The organism is Methanosphaera sp. ISO3-F5, assembly GCF_034480035.2.
Taxonomy (GTDB): domain Archaea; phylum Methanobacteriota; class Methanobacteria; order Methanobacteriales; family Methanobacteriaceae; genus Methanosphaera.
The window spans coordinates 75,174-91,947 of sequence record NZ_CP118754.2; the positions used below are offsets into that span (position 1 = coordinate 75,174).

At 30.2% G+C, this 16,774-nt stretch carries 11 protein-coding genes; 4 read left to right on the forward strand and 7 right to left on the reverse strand.

Annotated features, from left to right (window positions below; genetic code table 11):
- Positions 1–38: 38 nt before the first annotated feature.
- From PXD04_RS23025 to PXD04_RS23045, 5 genes are all read right to left on the reverse strand, one after another.
- Entirely contained in the window at positions 39–854 is an 816-nt protein-coding gene (locus PXD04_RS23025; protein WP_323737575.1) for a hypothetical protein, read from the reverse strand.
- A 718-nt stretch (positions 855–1,572) separates the two neighbouring features.
- Positions 1,573–3,390 (reverse strand): hypothetical protein, encoded by a 1,818-nt coding sequence (locus tag PXD04_RS23030; protein WP_323737576.1) that lies wholly within the window; start codon positions 3,388–3,390, stop codon positions 1,573–1,575.
- A gap of 299 nt (positions 3,391–3,689) precedes the next feature.
- Positions 3,690–4,430 (reverse strand): MATE family efflux transporter, encoded by a 741-nt coding sequence (locus PXD04_RS23035; RefSeq protein WP_323737577.1) that lies wholly within the window; start codon positions 4,428–4,430, stop codon positions 3,690–3,692.
- Positions 4,387–4,989 carry an MATE family efflux transporter gene (locus PXD04_RS23040; RefSeq protein ID WP_323737578.1) on the reverse strand — a complete coding sequence of 201 codons (603 nt, stop codon included), beginning with the start codon at positions 4,987–4,989 and terminating at the stop codon, positions 4,387–4,389. The genes PXD04_RS23035 and PXD04_RS23040 overlap by 44 nt, the downstream gene beginning before the upstream one ends.
- A 233-nt stretch (positions 4,990–5,222) precedes the next feature.
- Positions 5,223–5,969: a metallophosphoesterase gene (locus PXD04_RS23045; RefSeq protein ID WP_323737579.1), complete on the reverse strand. Its 747-nt coding sequence runs from the start codon at positions 5,967–5,969 to the stop codon at positions 5,223–5,225.
- A gap of 1,033 nt (positions 5,970–7,002) precedes the next feature.
- Between PXD04_RS23045 and PXD04_RS23050 the strand changes: the two genes are divergently transcribed.
- Together PXD04_RS23050 and PXD04_RS23055 are read left to right on the forward strand one after the other, a co-directional pair.
- Positions 7,003–7,914, forward strand: a complete 912-nt coding sequence (locus tag PXD04_RS23050) for a hypothetical protein (RefSeq protein ID WP_323737580.1) — start codon at positions 7,003–7,005, stop codon at positions 7,912–7,914.
- A 31-nt stretch (positions 7,915–7,945) separates the two neighbouring features.
- Complete coding sequence (locus tag PXD04_RS23055) at positions 7,946–8,335, forward strand: transposase (RefSeq protein ID WP_323737629.1); 390 nt, start codon at positions 7,946–7,948, stop codon at positions 8,333–8,335.
- Between the two features lie 334 nt (positions 8,336–8,669).
- Here the strand turns inward: PXD04_RS23055 and PXD04_RS23060 are convergent, their stop codons facing one another.
- Together PXD04_RS23060 and PXD04_RS23065 are read right to left on the reverse strand one after the other, a co-directional pair.
- Positions 8,670–9,392: a stage II sporulation protein M gene (locus tag PXD04_RS23060; protein ID WP_323737581.1), complete on the reverse strand. Its 723-nt coding sequence runs from the start codon at positions 9,390–9,392 to the stop codon at positions 8,670–8,672.
- A 64-nt stretch (positions 9,393–9,456) separates the two neighbouring features.
- Positions 9,457–9,939, reverse strand: coding sequence for an MATE family efflux transporter (locus tag PXD04_RS23065; RefSeq protein WP_323737582.1), 483 nt, complete (start codon positions 9,937–9,939; stop codon positions 9,457–9,459).
- 253 nt (positions 9,940–10,192) lie between these two features.
- Here PXD04_RS23065 and PXD04_RS23070 point away from each other — a divergent pair, with 253 nt between their 5' ends.
- Together PXD04_RS23070 and PXD04_RS23075 are read left to right on the forward strand one after the other, a co-directional pair.
- Positions 10,193–11,581, forward strand: a complete 1,389-nt coding sequence (locus tag PXD04_RS23070) for a carbon starvation protein A (protein ID WP_323737583.1) — start codon at positions 10,193–10,195, stop codon at positions 11,579–11,581.
- Positions 11,582–13,072: 1,491 nt separating this feature from the next.
- Entirely contained in the window at positions 13,073–16,765 is a 3,693-nt protein-coding gene (locus tag PXD04_RS23075) for a hypothetical protein (RefSeq protein WP_323737584.1), read from the forward strand.
- Positions 16,766–16,774: the final 9 nt, after the last annotated feature.

A 16,774-nucleotide genomic window follows, 5' to 3' on the forward strand; every position in this document is an offset into this window, starting at 1 on the left:
AGCATTATAGAGGTAGTTATCTGTCTCTTGTGCTGTTATTAGTATATCGTATGTTCCTTTGTTTTGTGTTGTTGTGTATTCATAATTGAATTTTCCATCTTTTGGGGTGATGTTGGTATATCTGCTCCTGCTATTTTAATGTTTAATTTACTTCCTGTTATTAGGTTCTTGTTTTTGTCTGTTATATTACCGTTTATTGTTATCTTGGATCCTTTGTTTGTGGTGATTGTGGTTTTTTCCAGGTTGATAAATTGGTAGTCCTTGTTGATTTTTAGTGTGGTTGTAGCATTGCGTTGGTTGTATTTATTGCTTTCTTGTATGTTTATTGTTATTTTACTGTTTGATTGTGTACCTGCTGGTATAGTATAGTTATAGCTTAACATTCCATTGGTGATGTCTATATTATTTGCTATTGTTTTGTTGTTTAATTGTATGTCTGCCTTTATTGTGTCTTTTACTAAGCTTGCGTTTGTGTTTGTTATGTTGGCTTTGATGTTTATTTGGTTGCCTATTTTCGTGGTTATTGGTGTTGCTGTTATGCGTATTGTGTTTTTGTTGCTTGTAAAGTTAACACTTCTGTTACTATTATTGTATATGTTGTCTCCTTTGTAGTTATAGGTGATGTTGTGCTGTCCTTTGGTGTAGTTGTTTTTTAGTGTGTATTTGAATGTTCCTTTTGTCACATTTATTGTTGTTATTTTCTTGTTGTCTATTAGTATGTCTACTTGTGTATTTGTATTTGCTTTGTTTCTTGTTATTGAATCCATGATTGTTCCATTAAGTATTATGTTTGAGTCTATGTATGATTGGATGTTGGATGCTGTTATGTAGCTTCGGCGATTGTTTAGTGTCATGTTTACTGTTTTATAACTGCTTGCATAGTCATTGTTGCTATGTGCTGTGATATTTACTGTGTATGTGTTATCTGTTAGTGTTGCTGGTAGGTTATAGGTGTATTCTAGTTTTCCATTTATTATGCTTGCATTAAAGCTTGTTATATGGTTGTATTTATTGTCTTTTAGTGTGTATATGTCAATTTTTGCTGTTGTGTTGGTTGTTAGTTGTTTTCCATCTGCATCTTGTAGTGTGCTGTTGAATGTTACATTTGCATTTTTGTATCCCCATAGTGTTTTCTGGTATAATTCCCAATATCTATTATAAAATTCTTCATCAGTTAATATCTTTTAAGTATAAATGAAATTATAGGTAATTAATAGAGGGATAGTACAAATATTTAAATAAGATAAAACGTTTTTCTTTAAATTTATCCATATTTTCTGTCCTTCTTCATCATGTTACAGATATTGATCATTTTATAATAGATTACTATAATATTCTACCCTGTTTATAATTTATAATAAAAAATATTAAACAGACTAAAATTAGTGAATCTTTAAAAATAATAGGAGAAAAGGATAAGCACCATATTATAGATCAAATATTAAAAATAGAATAAAAAAGAGTAAAAAAATGAAATAAAAGAGGTGTGAGAGGATAATAGGATGAAGAAAATTCATCCTTTCCTCTGTAGAAAAACAAATCTATTACAAAAAAGTGCAAGGGCACCATTATTTAGACTTTTAATACTGTGAAACTAGTTCCTTTTTTGTATAAACTATTTTCACCACTAATAATTATTAATTCATACATACCAGGCCTTAAAGTACTGGTAAATGAAACACTTACCTTACCCTTATTACTCTTAACATTATTTAATAATGTTTTACCATTAACTTTCAATGCCAATTTAGTAGTGGATACTAATAGTTTTCCTGTTTCATCACGAATAGTTGCCTTAACAGTAGTTTTCTTGTTCTTAGTTGTTACACTATCAGGAGTAATGAATACTGCTTTTTTCTCTAGTTTAATGCTGCCATTGGTTTCGGTTCTCTGGTAGTAGTTTCCTCCAAACACTGCAGTTATAGTATATGTTTTTGCACTGTAATCTGATGGAATTGTATAATCCAGTACTGCTTCACCATCAATAACCTTTGCATAGAGTGCTTTACCTTTAGCATCTTTAAGTGTTTTACCATTTATTTTGAATACTACTTTATCATTGTTTACACGGTCACCATTACTGTCGAGTACTTTTGCTCTTAGTGTGATTGTTTGTCCTGCCTTAGCGGTTATACTTTTCTTATCAAGGGTTATCGTGGCTTTTCCTTTGCTGATATTTAGTATGCCTGTCTTATTTGCTCGACTTGATGTGTATTTTTCGCTTCCAGTATATACTGCTTCCACGTAGGTAGTGTTTTTCATCCATACACTTTGCACTTTATAATTTATACTTGCCACACCTTTACTTACATCTGCGTAGATTATGTTTCCTTTTTCATCTTTCAGGGTTTTCCCGTTTACTTTGAATACTACTCTTCCGCCATTTACTATGTTATTGTTTGCATCTTTTATGTTTGCTGTTATTTTTGTTATGCTTCCTACACTTGATTCTATTGTGTTGATTGTTATCTTTGTGTTTACTGGTGGTTTAGTTAGTTCACGTATTATAGTGTTTAATTTTTCTATTTCATCATTTTTGTTTTTTAACTGTTTTGTAAGGTCTTGTATGGTGTTGTTAAGTTCGTTTATTGCTTTGTTGGTTTCTTCTAGTTTTTGTGTTAATTCTTTGTTGGCATTTGTTAAGTTGTTTATTTTCTGGTTTGCTTCTGTTAATTGATTTGTTATGTTCTGGTTTTGGCTTGTTAAGTTGTTTATTTGTTCTTTTAGTTCTGTGATTATCTTGTCTTTATCTTCTTCTATGTTGAGATTGATTGTTGTCTCTGATGATTTATAATATTCTGTTTCGTTAAATTCGGCTTTTATAGTGTATTTTCCTTTTGTTAGTGTTGTATCTGTCATTAATCCGTTGGATATGTTTCTGTTTATATCGCCACTGATTTCTATTAATGCATCTTCTACTGGCATGTTATTTGTTGGGTCCATTACTGTGATGTTTATTTGCACGTTACCCTCTGAATTATTGATTATTTCATATTTTATGTATGTGCTTGCTTTTTGTATCATTGTTAGCGTGTTTTCTTCTTCAATATAATTGTCTCTTTCGTCTACGTACTTGATTGTTAATTCATTAATCATTGAAGTTGGCTTGTATGGTATTGATACTTTGCCTTCTTCTGGAGTATATTCATTTCTTGTTTCACCTTCAATTAACACTATTTTACCTGATACTTCACTTTCATCGAGGAAATTTGGTGATACTGAGGCATTAATTCTTATAGGATCTGTAGGTATGGATGTTTCATAGTAATTACTGGTTAAATTAGTGATATTGTTTCTTAGGAATGTGTTGCCATTTATCACATACTTTCCGTTTCCATTTACTTTGAAGAATTCTTCACTGGCCTGGTTATCATATACCTCGTTGTCCACTAGATCAATTTCTCCTCTTGCTTCAAACATGTTTAAAGCTGTGTTATTAATTATATTATTTTTTTCCAGGGTTAATACGGAGTATCTTGAACTTGTTCTGTCATATGAGTATAGTGCTGATTTAGAACAGTTATTATCTGTGATGTTTGAATTTTTAATTGTTAGGTTTCCCCTATTTAAGTATACAAGGTAAGGGCTTGTTGAATCAGTTATGCTTACATTATCCCATACTGATTGTGCATTATTATATACTATTGAATTGTTTGAAACACAATCTTTAATGTTTACATTTGTAAGGTTTAATGAACTTGAAGCAATTTAAACGTTTTAACAACATCTTTATTCTCATATTCTCTATCAAAATCCTTGAATAAATATCTTAAGAACAGATAATACACAATTGCAAATATTATCTCAGTAACAGTTATTCCAATCAGGACACAACTACCATCAGACAACACAATATTCAACACATATATTAAAGAGGTTTCCAGACCAATTTTTATACAAGTGAACAACAGTGAGTACATACTTTTTCCAAAACCATCCAACATTTTTGAAGAAATAATGGAAAAAGGTATTGAAATCATTATAACTGTTCCAAGAATAGCTATCCAAAATATCTCTGTTTGCATGCCCGTAATGGAAAAAAAGCTGAATGCATAATCACGTAAAATTATGAATCCTACCATCACTACAACTGTTGTTATAACAGATACTTTAAGTGCATATTTATACATCTCATTTAATTCATCAAACTCATGTGCACCAAATAAATGCCCTATAACACTCATTAATGCCCTTCCATAACCTTTAATAGGCGAACTCAATAAATTTTTAAGTTTATTTGATGCCGAATAAAGTACAGGTCCAATCTCACCCATTGTCACGAGCAATATTCCATTAATGAAAGATGATGAGAAAGCCCATAATCCATCATCCAGAAAATTAGGAAGCGCAACTTTGAAAATTTCAACAAGTATATAAGAGCGGAATTTAAAGTAATTCAAAGATAATGGAATTTTTGTTCTTCCAGACAAATACATATACAAAAACAATAAAAGGAATCACTGCAGACAAAATAGTGGCATATGACGCTCCTTTAACTCCTAAATTCAAATTAAATATAAAAATAGGATCCAATATTATATTTAAAATATTTGATAATACTATGAATATAGTTGGAATTCTTGAATTTCCTTCCGATTGTAAAGTTTCAGAGAAAAAATTAACAAACATGAATATATACGCAAAAGCTATAATAGGAATCAAATAATCCCAAACTAAAAGATATGAGTCAGCCGGAGTTACATTAAATAATATTCCCCGAGCAAATATAGCACAGATTACTATAAAAAACCATATTATATTAGTTAAAATAATTCCATGAATTAATGAATTATAAGCACTTTCATAATCCTCAACCCCCATATAACGGGACATCAAAGAATTGGCACCTTGACCAATAGAATCTCCAAATGAAAATATAAGAGAAACAAAAGGGATTGAAACACCCACTGCAAAAGAAGCATGAATGCTGATTCGTGATATCCAAACCATATCAACAATGCCATAAATAGCATCAAAAATACAGAACACGTATAGGTATGCTTAAATGCCAGAAAGATTTTTTAGGCATTGAAACCATATCCATTTTATCATCCATCACTTAACCTCTATATTCTTTCTTAAATATATAATTGTTTAAAAAATATGTTCCTCGAACAGTGTATACTCAATAGATGGAGTACAACAAAGTTCATTTTAAGCCCGTGAAAGAAAAAATATTATAAAAAAAATAGAGGAATGAATTTAATGAAAAATTCAAAAATTTAAGTGGATACTAATTTTACTATTGTAATCTGAGGTACGGCCATGAACCTGAATGGTAATTTAGTTTCACCAACCCCGTTAGTAACAATTAATTTAGAACCATTTTCTTCATATAATCCTGAAAGATATTGTTTACCATTACTAGCCGGTTGAACCTTAGGTGCATAACCAAATAAATTAATCTGACCTCCATGAGTATGTCCAGACAAGGATAAATCAGTCTTATAATGATTAATTTCAGGGAAATAATTTGGATTATGATATACTAGAATAACAAAATCATCAGCAGATGCCGGATTGGTGGTAACTCTCGGATAGTGAAGATCAGTAGATAAATCACCTACACCACCTAATCTTATTTTTTCCCCATTTTTCTCTATCCACAATCCTTGATTTCGTAGACTTTGTATGTGAGTTTGATTTATGGCTTCTTCAGTAGCATCTTTAGGATCATTATTTCCAAGTACAGCGTAAACCCCGTATGGTGCTTTTAAATCTGATAACATGTTTATACAGGGATTTATGTTCTTTTTATTATCGGTTACGTAGTCTCCTCCCAATATGATTATATCAGGATTTTGTTCATTTGTTTTAGATACAACATAACGTACCCTGTCTTCATTTACAAATTCACCATAATGAAAATCTGCTACGAATGCTATTTTGGTTCCATTGAATTCTTTCGGTATTTGTGTTGATTCTACTGTTATTTCATTAACTTCTAACATTCCTGGTTCAATTACCATAACTGCAAAGAATAAACAAGGTAATAACAGTAACAGAGCAACTACTTTTTTAAAAATTATCCCAATCCCCCTTAAACTTTGATACTTTATTGATAAATAAATCTTTTAATGAAGATTATTTTTTTTTACAAAAAATTATAATTTATGTCATATATTCTTTATACTGGATTTATTAATTAACGGTAATTATTATTTTTTTATTTATATTATTTATAGGGTTTTGGTTCAATGTTGTTAGTTTAAGATTCCTTTTTTTTATCCTAAAGAATCATCCCCCGAAAAAAATAAGTTGGACGTAATTTTTTTATTCTAACATTTTTTTAAGGGGTTTGTCAATAAATCCTTAATTTGATAATTTTACTTATTTTTTCTATTTGACTATTAAATTAGCCTCTATTTTCTTTTTATTCCTTTTAGAATTCTCATTTTTAATTTTTTCAAAAATTTTTATTTTGGCATTTTTTGATTTTTTTATTCTGAAAAAGATCTTTTCAATCTTCTTAAATTAGATTAATTTTTTTCTATTAAAATCTTTTAAATTTAAAACAACTTATGCATATTATTTTAATTACTTTTATTTAGTTTAATATTACTTTAAATTTAATATAAATAATTATAAATATTTTAAATTATATATTATTATATAAGAATTATTTATTAAATTTTTAAAATAAAATTTATGCGTTTAATTTAATTTTCATTGAATTTCCATTGATTTTTTGGGAATTTTCATTGAAAATTAAAACCTCTGAATAATTCTTTAAACTGAATAATACTTTGATTTTTAATGTCAGTTATGGAATTGAAAGAGTATAAAGATGGCAATATTTTAAATAAACTTAAACTGGAGGAAGATTGTCCTAAAATGTTGTTAACAATCGCTAATTTTGCATTCAGTAAAATGATTCAAAATTTAATGCAACAATTGGATTCATAATTTGAATCCAAACGTGGACGTCCTGCATATCCTCGAACACTACTTTTAATAGTAGTATTATACTGTTTTAGCATAGGTATTGCCAATTATACTAAAATGGAAGAAGAATGCAAGAAAAACAAATTTATTCTAATCGTTACTTGTGGATTAAAGCCATCACGCAATTCATTCGCCAATTTTTTAAATAAAAGCGATGCAAAAGTAATAAAAAAAGTTTTCATCGCCACATTAGTTTTATTAAACGATTTGCACTTCTTAGATTTTGTAAAATTATTTGTTGATGGAACTGACGCAATTGTCAGAGCATCCCGAAACAACAAAATCACACCAAAAGATGTAGAAAGACTAAAACTAATGAACAAATGGAATTTATTGCATAATAATACACCAAAATCCATTAATCGCACAATAAAAGGATTAGAAGAGAAATTTGAATTTTATAAAAATGATGAAGAAATGTGTAAAACAATTAATTCAATCTTAAAAAGAATTAATCTCTACAATACCAACATATTCAGCAAATTAGACATTTATACTAAGATTTTAAATGAAAGAGAGATAGGAAGTGTTTCTATTTCATTTCCTGAGGCTTGTTGGATGAAAACAAAAAAAGGAATTTATGATTTCGCTTTTAATCTGCAGGAAATCATGACAGAAAACCACATAATATTGACTGGAATGTTGTTAACCCAATCAAATGATTGGAAAACAATAAAAGATGTATTAAAAAACATTTATGAAACAATTGACCTTTTTATTGAAATGCAAAGAGAATTTGGAGAAAGAAGAAATTACAGTGAAATACGGAAAAGAATTCGTGAACACATTTTAATCGCAGATTCAGGTTATTTCTCCACAGAAAACCTCTATTATTTATTCATTAATAAAATAAATGCATTAGTAATGCCTAAAAAATTATCTGAAGATCATAATAATAGTTTAAGGCGTGAAAATGGATATGAAAAAAAAAAGAAAAAAGTCAACAAAAAAAGATTTCATAAGAGTTAAAAATGGTTATATCTGTCCTTTTGGACGTTTTATGAGATTAGTAGAGGTAAAAAAGGTTAAACGTTGGAAACCTCATAAGGAAGATGCTCTTCCAGACATTTGCAAGACAAAAAAGTACATTTTTAAAACCCATTCTTGCAAAGGATGCCCATATGTCGAAAACTGCAAACATCAACGATTAGTAATCCATATTTCAGAGCTTATTTACGAAATGACTGAAAAATTCTTGAATAAAAGATATAAAATTCATTATAAAGCTCGTTTTTCAAGAAGTGAAGGCATTAACGGCTTTTTGAAAGGTGATAATGGAGTTTTGAAATTAATCGGTACTACTCAAAATGCAGTAAACAACGAGATCCAACTAAGAAACACCATTTACAACCTTACAAGATTAATTAATCTGAAAGACACAGCATATTGATCGAAGAATGCAATAAGTAACTCAATAATCCATCATAAAGATAGACTGTACGCCGTATCCAAAACAACAAGTTTTTCATAAAATTACATAAAAATACGAAAAACCTGATGTTCAAATTAATTTTTACTATTCAAATTAAATAAAAATTACGATTTCACATTCAAAAGAACAAGAAAAACCTACCCAAAAAACAACCATTTACTAGTTTTAAATCAAAAATAAAGACAATTTTACCATGATAATAATAAAAATAAGAAAAACTATCAATAATCTAAATTATTGACAAAGTCCTTTAAATCCAAAAACAAGAGATTTTGGGTGATTGGTCCAAAATCTATGCACCAAGTATCCATTTGGAAAAAGGCACTGAGAAATATGCTTCGATTGGAGCTGCAATCAGCATCAGGATTGTTGCAAAGATTAAAAGCACCAGGCTTTGAATCAACACCTTCTTGTTCTTTTCAAATGATTCATTGACTGATAACCTTGTTCCATTGTCTCCTCGGATAATATTTTTAAGGAATCTCCAGACGAACTGGAACAATACTATTCCTGCGGTTGACTGGATGACAGTTCCGGTCAGTTCAAATATTCCATGCGGAATCAGGTAAATGATGTATTGAAGTCCTCCGTGAGCCATGTATGTGCCCAATACGGGTCCCAATGCGCCTAGGTTGAAACCATTATACAATATGGTGGCAACTGCAAAGATTCCAAAGAATATTGAAGCTAGATAGGTTATGATTCCTCCGCCTGCATTATTGATGAACAAATCCAAAGGATTGTCGCCTAATGTGTTAACAGGTGAGGGGGAGGTTGTTTTGGCACCTTGTATGTTTTGCATTATTTCGGTGTTGCCTGAAACATATATCCATGCAATGATGAAAGTAATTATGAGCAATGCATACAGGATAATAATCAGATTCTTATGTTCCTTTAAAGATTCAACTAATAGGTCTTTAAATGTTGTTATAAAGTTCATGGTTAATGGTATATTATTTTTAGATATATAATTGTTTGTATTAATGTGTGGCATGATTTGGTTATTTTTTTTCAATGGGGATGGATTTCAAGAAGAAATTGCTCAATTCTTTGACGTCATGCCTTAAAGTCAATTGGGGTCAAATCACCCGATACTCCATCCATTTGTTTGAGAAGTACCTGTAAACAAACAATCCTGATCTCACATACCAGTCGATGAATGTGGCTATCCAAGTTCCAAACACTCCAATTCCCATGCAATCGGCAATTATATAGACCAAACCTATCCTGCATGTGAACATCACTATTGCACTGATGTACATTACGGTTTTCGAATCCCCTGCTCCTCTGAATGTTGCAGGCAATGTGAATGCCAGCGGCCAGATTATGATGGCGAAAATTCCCTGCCAGATGACCATTTGACTTGCAAGGGCGGCAGTTTCAGGGGATAGGTTGTAAATGGCAAGGACATGTGGGAGCAAGGCGAAAATCACTGCATTTATGATGGTGTGTGATATGACAACCAGCATCATGCATTTCTTGTTGTAGTATTTTGCCTGCTCGAAATCATCCGCTCCAACGCACTGGGACACTACTGCGGTCAATCCTAGATTTATTGACAAACCCCGTAAAAAGTTATGAATATAACCTACAAGTGATTAGTTTTGAAAGCATTTTTTTGAAGATTTTAGTTTCTTAACAGGTTAAAAGTAAATTTAAATGATACGTGCTTTATTATCATGATTCCTAGTTAAAAATGAAGAGGTGGGACTGTTGTAATGTTTTACTATAATGGTTAAATCCTCTCACGTATTGACAGCACTACCACTTTTTTTATGCAAAAGTTTTTATGAAAAGATATTTTAAGGTAATATTATGTATAGTTTTATAATTTGTTTTTTTGTACTTGTAGCCTCCTACTTTATTTATGGAAAATTAATTGCAAAAATAGCAGGAGTAGATGAAAACAGAGAAACACCGGCATTTAGACTAGAAGATGGTGTGGATTACATGCCAATGTCTAAAATAAAGAATTTCTTAATACACTTCTTAAATATTGCAGGTTTAGGACCAATTTTTGGAGCAATACAAGGTGCACTTTTTGGTCCGGTAGCTTTTTTATGGATTGTACTGGGAACAATATTTATTGGAGGAGTTCATGACTTCTTCTCAGGATTTATGTCCCTGAGAAACAATGGATATACTATGCCAAACATCATATCAAAATACTTGGGACATAATATCCAGAAAGTTATGACAGTACTTATTGTAATAACAGGTGTTCTGGTAGCTGCTACATTTGCAAAAGGAGCAGCAGACCTTTTAAGTAACTTAACAAATGTTTCAATAATTATATGGATTACAATAATATTTGTATACTTCCTAATAGCAACCGTATTTCCGATTGATAAGATCATGGGAAGGGCATATCCAATTTTTGGAGCTTTGCTTATAATTATGGTAGTGTTAATGACTGGTGCATTATTATTAAATCCTGCATATAGTATTCCTGAATTTACAACAAGTGGATTATATCTGACAGATAAAAGTATTTTCCCATACCTGTTTGTTACAATTGCATGTGGAGCAATTAGTGGATTTCATGCCTCACAGTCACCTATTGTAGCAAGATGTATGGAAAATGAGAAGGATGCAAGACCAGTATTTTATGGTGCAATGGTCCTGGAAGGACTTGTTGCTCTTTGTTGGGCAGCTATTGCTATGGCATTCTTTAATGGTCAGCCACAGCTTGCAGTAATATATGGTGCAACACCATCAGTAGCGGTTAATGAAATGGCCATGGCACTTGTTGGGCCTATAGGTTTAATATTAACAATTATTGGAGTTGTTGTCTGTCCTATTACAACGGGAGATACTTCCCTTAGAAGTTCAAGAATAACTATTGCTGATGAGCTAAATCTTAATCAGGAAAAATTATCATCCAGACTTAAATTAGCAATTCCATTGTTTATAGTAGCTTATGGATTAACATATGTTGATTTTAGTTTAATATGGAGATACTTTGCATGGTTCCAGTTAATAGTAGCAACAATTGTACTGTTTGCAGCAACTGCGTATTTGATTAAGAAAGAAAAACCGTACATCCTCACACTGCTTCCGGCAGTTGTATGTACTTTAATTGCATTTGCTTATATTCTTCAAGCTCCTGAAGGTTTAAGTTTGCCTTCAATGACTGCGAATATTATTTCAGTTATTGCAACAGTAATTACAACAGTATTATTTATTAAAAAATACAAGTACTGAAAATTATTATATGAATGGATGAAATGATGGAAAAAGTTTTTTATCTGATTAAAAAAAGAAGCATTTTGTATTCATAAAAATATTTTCTATCATGATCCTATTACAATATTATGGACAGATATGTAATATACTGAATATTAAATAACTTATTTTTCCCCCATTTTTCTCCTTCTTTTAAAATCATGAAATTAGTATTTTAAGTAAATTAAGATTATTTTACTCGGGATTTATTTTATTATCTGATAAGAATACCTCTGAACTAATATTATTATCTATAATAATAAATGATGATTAATGATAAAAGGTTTCAAAAAAGAAGATTCTAATATTAAAAATTAAAGATTATGCTACTTGATACTCAATAAATCATACTAAATAACCTCGTTTTGATGATTATAAAGTATTTGTGCTCTACTCGCAGAGGTCTTCAGGAGATGGTATAATAAACATCATGTATTAGGGGTTTAGATGGGGAATGAAAACTACCATCATCACACGTCATCATTAATAAATTCAATTAAATCGTGAAATAATGGTTATGTAAAAGTTAATGTAGGACTCCCTCTTAAGATTCAATAGATTATCATTTATTAGATAATATTGTTTTATCAATTTAATTGATTAAGATAAATATATATACTTGTTAATTAGATAATATTAATCATACTATTAATATTCATTACGTGGTAGATATTATAGTATAGGCTAAATGTTAATGTTAGAATCTTTTATTAGATTCACTATAACAGTAACATTTTTATTAAATTCTTATTTTAACAATTTTTATTTAAGCTCGTTTACTCTTTTTTAGTTAAATTTTAATATCATATTTTACAAAAAAAATTCAATGTAGGTATAGATGAAGATCCTCCCAGTTTATGATATAATCCTAGCCAGATATAATCTTAAACACAAGTACTAACTTCAATGGAGGTGAAATTATAATGTCTACCACGTATCAAGATTTAACATGTATACTACTGTTGCTTGAAATATTAAGGGAAGTAATTCTCTTATACAAAATACTAATAGAGTAAAACCTCCCAAATAGAATTACAGACAATACAAATAATAAAGGATACGGATATACCTACACTTCACATAATATCCTTATTATTTTTTTTAAGAGTATATACCTGTAAAAGAAAAACTCTAAAATATTACACCGAAATAATAATTAATTATACAATATTTTCACAAAAAAGATAATTAACCCAAACCCGATAGAATTACTTAATTCTTTTTCTACAAAATTATAAATACTATTAAAGATAAAAATTTGATAAAATATTAAAAGGTTATAATAATTGATTTATACTATTTTATCGAAATTTTTCAATATTTATAGAAATAATTAGATGTAACTACTTTTATTAACAATAATTTATTCATGAATTAAAACACAACACCATACCATATTATAACCTAATACAAATATGTTAAATTAATCTGAGAAAAAAAAATAATACTAATTTAAAGGATTGGATTATTATGATCAATAAAAAATCTTTTTTTATTCTCATAGTTTTAGTAATGCTTTTAAATCTAGCAGTTATTTGTGCAAACAATACAGAGAATACTATTTCTAAAGAAAAAATACAGGACAACGCCCCACAAATATCTGAAAATAATTATGAAAAAGATTACACTAAAACTATTAGCAAAGAAACTAAGCTTAATAAAGAAAATAAAACCTACACAAATACCGAAATTAATAAACGCGAACAAAACACTCTAAAAACAGCACCAGGTGAAGAAAATGTTAACAGCTACACAGGACTAGTAACCGCAGCAAACAATGCAAAAACATCCACACAACAAAACTATACAATAAACCTACAAAGTGGAAACTATGATGCAACAGAGGTTATCAGATGGAATTCAACAGGAAACTGTAAAACTCTTATCATAAATGGGAATAACAACACCCTAAATGGTAAAGGTACAATCCAATTTATGCAGATAAACAGTGGAACAACAGTAATACTAAACAATCTCCACTTAAACAATTACTATAAAAACGGAAACGGTGGAGTAATAGTCAATCAAGGTACATTAATTATAAGAAATTCATCATTAACCAATTCAATAGCAACAATGGGTGGAGGAGCAATATACAACTACCAAAACTCCATAGTATACATTACAAACACAAACTTCACAAACAACAAAGCAAACGAAGGCGGAGCAATATATGGGAGACTACAAAGTAACATAATAGTACAAAACAGTAACTTCACATACAACACAGCAACGGATGGTGGAGCAATACAAGCAAACAATAATACCAACGTAAATATTGCTAACAGTAGCTTCACAAATAACACGGCAACGTATGGTGGAGCAATACAAGCAAACAATAGTACCATCCTAAATATTGCTAACAGTAGCTTCACAAATAACACAGCAACGGATGGTGGAGCAATAGGTGGATATAGAGGTACTAGTATAAATGTTACAAACAGTACTCTTTTAGATAACAGTGCACGATATGGGGGAGGAGTATTCGGACAATTAAATATAAACTTAACAGTAACCAGTAGTAATTTTACAAACAATAATGTACCATTTACTGGGGGGGCAATACACATACAAACTGAGTCACATCTTAATGGTATAAATAATAATTTCAAAAATAACACAGCAGGATATGGTGGAGCATTATATGTATATGACCGTACCAATATGACAGTTAGAGATACTAATTTTACTGATAACACTGCAGGATATGGTGCTGCAGTATATGTAAGTGATAATAGTCATTACATAAATATTACCAATACTAATTTCATAAATAACAATGCAACTTATGGTGGAGGTGCAGTATACAACCGATATGGATACGTAACATTAATAAAATCCAACTTAACAAGCAATACTCCTCCAACATGGGAAATTACAAATAACAGTCAAGTATATAATATTAAATTATTAAATGCTGATGGATATGTTCCTGATAATGGTATTGTAACAGTATATATCAATAATAAATTTAAGGGTAATTATATTTTAACAAATGGTATGATTGAAAATATTGTAATCCCAACAGGAGGAACTATAAAACTGGTCGTTAATGGATCAAATATGGAAGAATATTGTGAAAACACATACACCTTTAGATTAAATATAACAATGAATATAACAATGAATATAACAAACACAACCGTAAATCAGGGAGATCGAGCTATAATATTCATAAAATTCAATGACACAGTAAATTATGGAAGTATACAGATAAGCAATCAAACCAACATTTTAAAAAATATTAATATCCTTGAAGAAACTGATTTCATAGTAGCTGATATAGATACTACATACTTACCATATTCAGACAATATACTTAACATAACATATCTGATAGATAATATTAATATTACCACCAGTAGAGCAAATATAAAGATAAGAATTCCAACAATAATCACTACAATAATAGAGAATCAAACAACATTAAATACTTCATTAAGAGCATATGTTAATGCAGTTGAAACAGAAACAACAGTAACAGGACTAATATCAATACATAACGCTGATGGAAAAATAATAGGATCAGGATATCTTGAAAATGGAATATCAATAATTAACATAAAATCCATACCAAAAGGTACACAAGAAATTACTATAAAATATAATGGTGATGATTATTGCCAAGAAAACAGGACCACATTAACTCTAAACATTAAAAATCAGGCAATGACCAATATAACTATACTTAACAACACAGAAGGAAATATCAGTATAAAAGTGAATATAACAACAGATGACCAAAAAGCATACGAAAACAAAGATGTTGAAATAATACTGCCTAATGGTACAAGTATCACAACAACAACAGATACAAATGGAATAATTCAAATAACTGATACAACAACCACTCAGGATACCAGCATTACAATAAAAGTTGCTGATACAAGTGAGGTTAAAGGAATCAATACTACAATAGAATTCCAAGTTGTTCCAGACTATCAAAAAATTATTGATGGAATGAATGATACAATAAAGCAACAAAACACCACAATCAATAAACTAAACAACACAATAAACGAATTAGAAAAACAGATAGAAAATGCAAACCAGAAAATAACAGAACAAAACAAAACCATCAACGAACTTAACAAAAAACTTGATGATGCCAACAGAAACATTAACAAACTCAACAAAGAATTAGAAGATGCAACAAAGAAAATAAACAACCTAACAAACACAATAAATGACTTAAACAATAAAAACAAACAACTAGAAGAAATCATCAAAGAACTAAACAAAACAACACCAAAACTTAACACCACAATCACAATAAAACCTGTGAAAGCCACAATAGGCGAAATCACAACCATCACAGCAAACATAAAAGATACAAACAACAAAGCAGTAACAGGCGGAAGAGTAATCTTCAAAGTAAACGGTAAAACACTAAAAGACGAAACAGGCAACACACTCTACGCAGAAGTAAAAGATGGAACAGCCAGCATAAACTACAAAGTACAAAGTGTATGGATGAAAAACACCACCTACATCGAAGCAGTATACAGTGAAACAGAAAAATACAACACAACACGTACAAAACAAACAGGAATACTAAACATCAGCAAAGGAAAAGCCAAGATAACACTAGACAAGAAAACAATCACAGCAAAAGCAGGACAAACAATCACACTAAGAGCAAAAATAATAGACGCCAATGGCAACCGCATAAACAATGACAAAGTAGTATTCAAAATAAACGGCAAAACACTAAAAGACAAGAACGGAAACACACTATACGCAAAGGTAAAAGACGGAGAAGCAGTACTAGAATACACCATACCATCAACATACAGTGCAAAAACATACACACTAACAGCCGTATTCGGAGGAAACTACTACCAAAGAACCGAAACCAACGGCAGCATAAAACTAGAGAAAAAAGCAGTACTCATCACACCAGACAGTATAACAACAAAAAACAAGAAAACCACTATAAAAGCAACAATCACCGATGAAACAGGCAAACTACTCGTAACCAGCACCAAACTAGCATTCAAAGTAAACGGTAAAACAATACTAAACAATGTAACCAGTAAAAACGGAAAAATAGACCTGTCATTCACAACAACACTAAGACCAGGACTCTACGAATTACTGATAATAAGCGGAGAAAACAGTCTGTACAAGACAGGAAAAGTTACAACTGTACTTAAGATATAATTAATCAGA